General features: G+C 58.8%; 4 protein-coding genes. 2 read left to right on the top strand and 2 right to left on the bottom strand.

Annotated elements, in window-relative coordinates; genetic code table 11:
* On the bottom strand, positions 1-246 hold a 246-nt coding region (locus JWR14_RS08535), incomplete at its 3' end, for an alkaline phosphatase family protein (RefSeq protein ID WP_299704456.1).
* A gap of 934 nt (positions 247-1,180) precedes the next feature.
* Here JWR14_RS08535 and JWR14_RS08530 point away from each other — a divergent pair.
* Both JWR14_RS08530 and JWR14_RS08525 read left to right on the top strand, forming a co-directional pair.
* Positions 1,181-1,813 carry a sel1 repeat family protein gene (locus tag JWR14_RS08530; RefSeq protein ID WP_299704453.1) on the top strand — a complete coding sequence of 211 codons (633 nt, stop codon included), beginning with the start codon at positions 1,181-1,183 and terminating at the stop codon, positions 1,811-1,813.
* A gap of 56 nt (positions 1,814-1,869) precedes the next feature.
* Complete coding sequence (locus JWR14_RS08525; protein ID WP_366144515.1) at positions 1,870-2,370, top strand: RDD family protein; 501 nt, start codon at positions 1,870-1,872, stop codon at positions 2,368-2,370.
* 567 nt (positions 2,371-2,937) lie between these two features.
* Here the strand turns inward: JWR14_RS08525 and JWR14_RS08520 are convergent.
* On the bottom strand, positions 2,938-3,255 hold the full coding sequence (locus JWR14_RS08520) for a hypothetical protein (protein WP_299704450.1): 318 nt from the start codon (positions 3,253-3,255) through the stop codon (positions 2,938-2,940).
* Positions 3,256-4,145 lie beyond the last annotated feature (890 nt).

Raw genomic sequence — 4,145 nt, 5'->3', positions numbered from 1 at the left:
CAACGGAATTGGAAAACGATCGCCATACCCGCGCACGCCACTCAGAGTACCGAAATAATGATCGAAAGAGCGATTCTCCAGCATCAGCACGACGAAGTGCTGAATGTCGTCGATGGTGCCGCTCTTGTTATGCGCCGGAATCGCGAGCGCACGATGGATGCTGGCAGGAAGTGCCGCGAGCATGGCGACCGAACCTACGGCGCTCGCCGAATTACGCAAGAACTGACGCCGATCTAATTTTTGCATGTCGAAGTGGATGAAAAAGATTGGTAAATCGACCGACTCGGGGTCCGCTATGAACTCGCGACGCCTGTTCGTTGTGGACAGGCACTGCGTCAATCGTGGAAATCGGCAAGCCGGGTGCAGACGTGCGCGGACCTGCCCGGAACAGAGCAGGTCACCGAGGGCGGATAAAGCGCACCACGTCAGGCCATGCGAGAACGCTTGTGCTTTTATCGCATGAAGCCGATACAGAGCCGCGTCGCGGGATCACCCATGGCGGCCCCAGAGAATACGTGCCGAAGTTGACAGCACCGTGACATGGCGTTGTTTCAGAAATCCGGTTATCGCGCAGCGTGACGATTACGCGCAACGGTCGGGTGTGCCTTGGTGCAACGGGGCGATCGGAGACATCTCGCGAGATGGCCCACGCGAATCAAAGACATCGATTTTCCGGTGTCCAAGATCGGATGGACCATGACGTCGGCGCAGCAGCGAAACTGCAAAAAATGGTTGATAGCATCGAGCGAACTGGCGTCCACGCGCTCGGGTGGCTACCATGCGCTCACTCGCGAACCGTTTGCCGCCGGCCGTCGTTTCTGTTGGCAACGACAGCAGCTGCCCCGGTTGCTGTACCCAGACGCCCGCGACGACTACTGCTCGCAGCCGACAACGAGACAACGCCGTTGGTAGGGTCGTGACGCGCGAGCCGTCCTCGCAGAAAGCGAACTAACTGACGACCTCTGTTGAGATGTTGGAGCGTTCGACCTTCCCGTGCGTTGGCTGACGACTACCGCAGCAATGGGCTCAGCAACACAGGCGACGGTCGCAACGCAATGGAGATCGTTTCCGCGCCCATCGGGCCCTTTCGTTTTACGACTCTCACTATTGCCGCAACGACGCGAGGCCGAAATCGGAAGGCGTATCATTGGCGGCGATTTCCACTACAGAGCGACCTGCCATGGCTGAAGTTAGTTGGTTCAACCAGATAGACCGCGAGTGGGCGGCACTAACCCGGCACGACCCGGGTCTCGACATCGAGAAGTTTTATCGACACGTGCTGTCGGCCTATAAGTCTGGATTTGCGCCCTTAGAATCCATCGCTTCCACTGCGAACGCATTGCTCGTGTCGTCACTCCCTGGCGCGGCGTATCTCGGGCGCAAGATGCTGGACCAAGTGGGCGTCGACAAACACCCGGCCTTGCGTGTGACGTACGCGCTATCGCTGCTCAGTGGCACCGGTGGCGAGGCCGACTACGTGTTGGGTCACCGCGTGCTGAGGGATGTGCTGAAGGATGAACACGCCCCGGACAAGCTCAAAGGCCTGTCCTCCGCTGCTCTTGGCGACAGCGCGCGGTTGGGGCGCGGAGAAGAGCTGGACCTCGAGCTTGCCAAAGCTCAGTACGAGATAGCGTTCGAACTCGGCATGCGAGATGCGGCCCATACCCTTGGGCTTTACTGGGAAAACTGTTGGGGCGGCGCCGCGCCCGGGGACGTTCTCCCGGACAGGCTCCGCGCACTGCAGTGGTACAAACGCGGCGGCGCAGCTAGTCCGAGGTGCATGGCGCGGCTCGAAGCCCTGACCACCAACTAGTGCGGCAGACCCGGCAACTGGGCCTGCCTTGTATCTGTGCAGTCGTTGCGTGGCAAATGGTGAACGGCCCGTACCTTCATGACTTCAGCAAGTCTGATATTAAGCATCCGATGCGAAATGCCTCTTACTCGCGACGCGCCAGCGCACTGGCCATCGATTCAATCTGGTGGACCGTAATTGTGCTTTTCGTCCCTCTCGGTCCATCAATGGAGGACTTGCTCTTGGCACCGGAATCCTTCGCTGCGACCATTCTTTTTTGGTTGGCAATAGGCCAGTGCATACCGATACTGGCTACCGGAGTTCTATGGGCTATATGGGGTACGTCGCCAGGGAAACGGGCCCTGCATCTGCGGATTGTTGATGCCGACACGGGAGAACCGATGTCAGTGAGACAAGCCGGCCTGCGCACACTGGCCTACCTGCTGAGCTTTGCGACATGCGGCGCAGGATTCTTGTGGGTTCTCTTCAACCAACGAAAGCAGGCACTGCATGACCGGATAGCCAATACCGTTGTGATTGACGACGGGCCCGACAACAACAGCAATCAGACAAAGTAACGAACCGGCTCAGCCGGTGCGGCACCTAAGCGCTCCGACTTCGGTTGGCCACACTTCTCGCGCGGCATCGGAACATTGATACGCGATAACGGAACTTACATATTGCGCCGATAGCGACGGCAGGTGCATCACAGCGTGCTGAAATTGGTGCATCCATCCATGCTGGAATTTGCTCGATTTGCTGCAGCGATGCAAGAGCTCAAAGATGTCCGTGAGGCTTTCGACCTGCTGGTTGTTCGCGACACAGACCGGTGACGGTTATGAACTCCGGTTCGCTATGCGGAGATTGGCGTGATAGGGCGGGGCGAACGCAGCGTCTTAAGCCTGCATGTCCGTGTTTCCCAACATGCTCATGAATTCCTGGTGATTCTCTGAATCTTCGAAACGCCATGTGTCACTCTCGAGCTAACCGAGGCGGTCATCGATGATGTTCCTGGCGGGGCGCCATCCCCGGTGTCGACCGCTGTCGTCGGCGCTAGGCCGCTGTCCAAGGCACGCGTCGGGTCAGGCGGAGGTACGTGATACTCGCGACTCGGGCTCGGTCATTCGGTATCGCGCAAGCCGCATCTACGGTTGTTCGTTCATGGTACTTTTGGGCTTCGGCATCCTGGGGTGCAAAATGTCGATAGCAACTTTAACGAAGTGAAGCGACTGCGCATGACTGCGATGTGCGAGTTCGGCGGACTCGCTCGCAGCAATCAACCGGGCTTGCTCTTCCTCCGTTAGCGACGGATGGCCCCATTCCACCAGACTTGCCCCGATTACGTCGAGCATCTGTTGGTAATGATGTGCTTGTCTGTCGTAAGGGTGCGGAGCGTCCCGCGATAAGTCGGCAGCAACCCCTTGCAAACGCTCCATTGCGTCCAGGTAGTGGGGTAAGTCCATTTCCGCTCCTAATGCTGCCCCGCAATATGCCGCAGCTCGAGCAGCCAATCGAACCTCCTCAAGTTTAGGCCGCGGCGTACTCGGCCGCAACACGGCAAATCCGTCGTGTCGAACCCGAAGCTGAAACGACATGTGAGCCCGAGTCACTCTTCTTCGCGGTTCTCGCTCGTCGACGCATCCAGCAAGACGCGAATTGGAGCCGCAGTGGTAAGGACGTGACCCGACTACCCAACCGCCTGCTGGGATGCGCACCGCCCATGTGGACAGCCCGCCAATTGCGCTGCCGCCCGGTTAAGTAGACGCGCGGAGGACGGAACGGCTACCGTAGCGGTTGCGGCTCCGCACCGGTTATCGAGTAAACGAACCCAGCGCGAACCCAACGTGCCTAAGTGCCAGCGTCGACCTGAATCCAGGTATCAACATCGCCGAGGGCTCACTAGTCGAGGTCCGCCTCCGGCGCCATCGACTCGATGGAAGTGCTTTCGCAATTACGCCCAGGCAGCGACCGACACGAATAGTCCGCTTCCAGTCTCGGCTCCAGACACATGTACTGCGAAGCAATCACGTCGATGTGCCGGAATATCGCCCCCCGGAAGCTAGTTGTCTTGATTCCCGGTCCCGTGCGGCCTATTTTTAACATTGTGTCCATTCGACACATAAAGGAGGTCAAAATGCCATCGCCCAGAAAGGCTCCGACGAGTCACGCGGCCGAAGCCGAGATGCCGAGTAGGAAAAAGGAAGTTGCAGCACCAAGCAAGTCCCTTGGGAAGACGCAAGGTCAAAAGGGCGCGCAAGTGACGCAGCGTACCAAAAGCAAAACCAAAGGGTGAGTGACTTGCCCCCACGCCAAGCGCGGGGGCGCCTTGTCGCCACCGTGCAAGGCCGGGCTT

The sequence above is a fragment of the Caballeronia sp. genome (assembly GCF_028292365.1).
Taxonomy (GTDB): Bacteria; Pseudomonadota; Gammaproteobacteria; order Burkholderiales; family Burkholderiaceae; genus Caballeronia.
Note: the sequence above shows the minus strand (reverse complement) of the source record. Positions and strands in the feature narration are given on the sequence as shown.

What these genes read in the sequence shown, in the direction of transcription:
- JWR14_RS08530 (WP_299704453.1), top strand. Translation starts at nt 1,181, where the DNA reads ATGGCTGAAGTTAGTTGGTTCAACCAGATAGACCGCGAGTGGGCGGCA.
- JWR14_RS08525 (WP_366144515.1), top strand. Translation starts at nt 1,870, where the DNA reads ATGGTGAACGGCCCGTACCTTCATGACTTCAGCAAGTCTGATATTAAG.
- JWR14_RS08520 (WP_299704450.1), bottom strand. Translation starts at nt 3,255, where the DNA reads ATGGACTTACCCCACTACCTGGACGCAATGGAGCGTTTGCAAGGGGTT.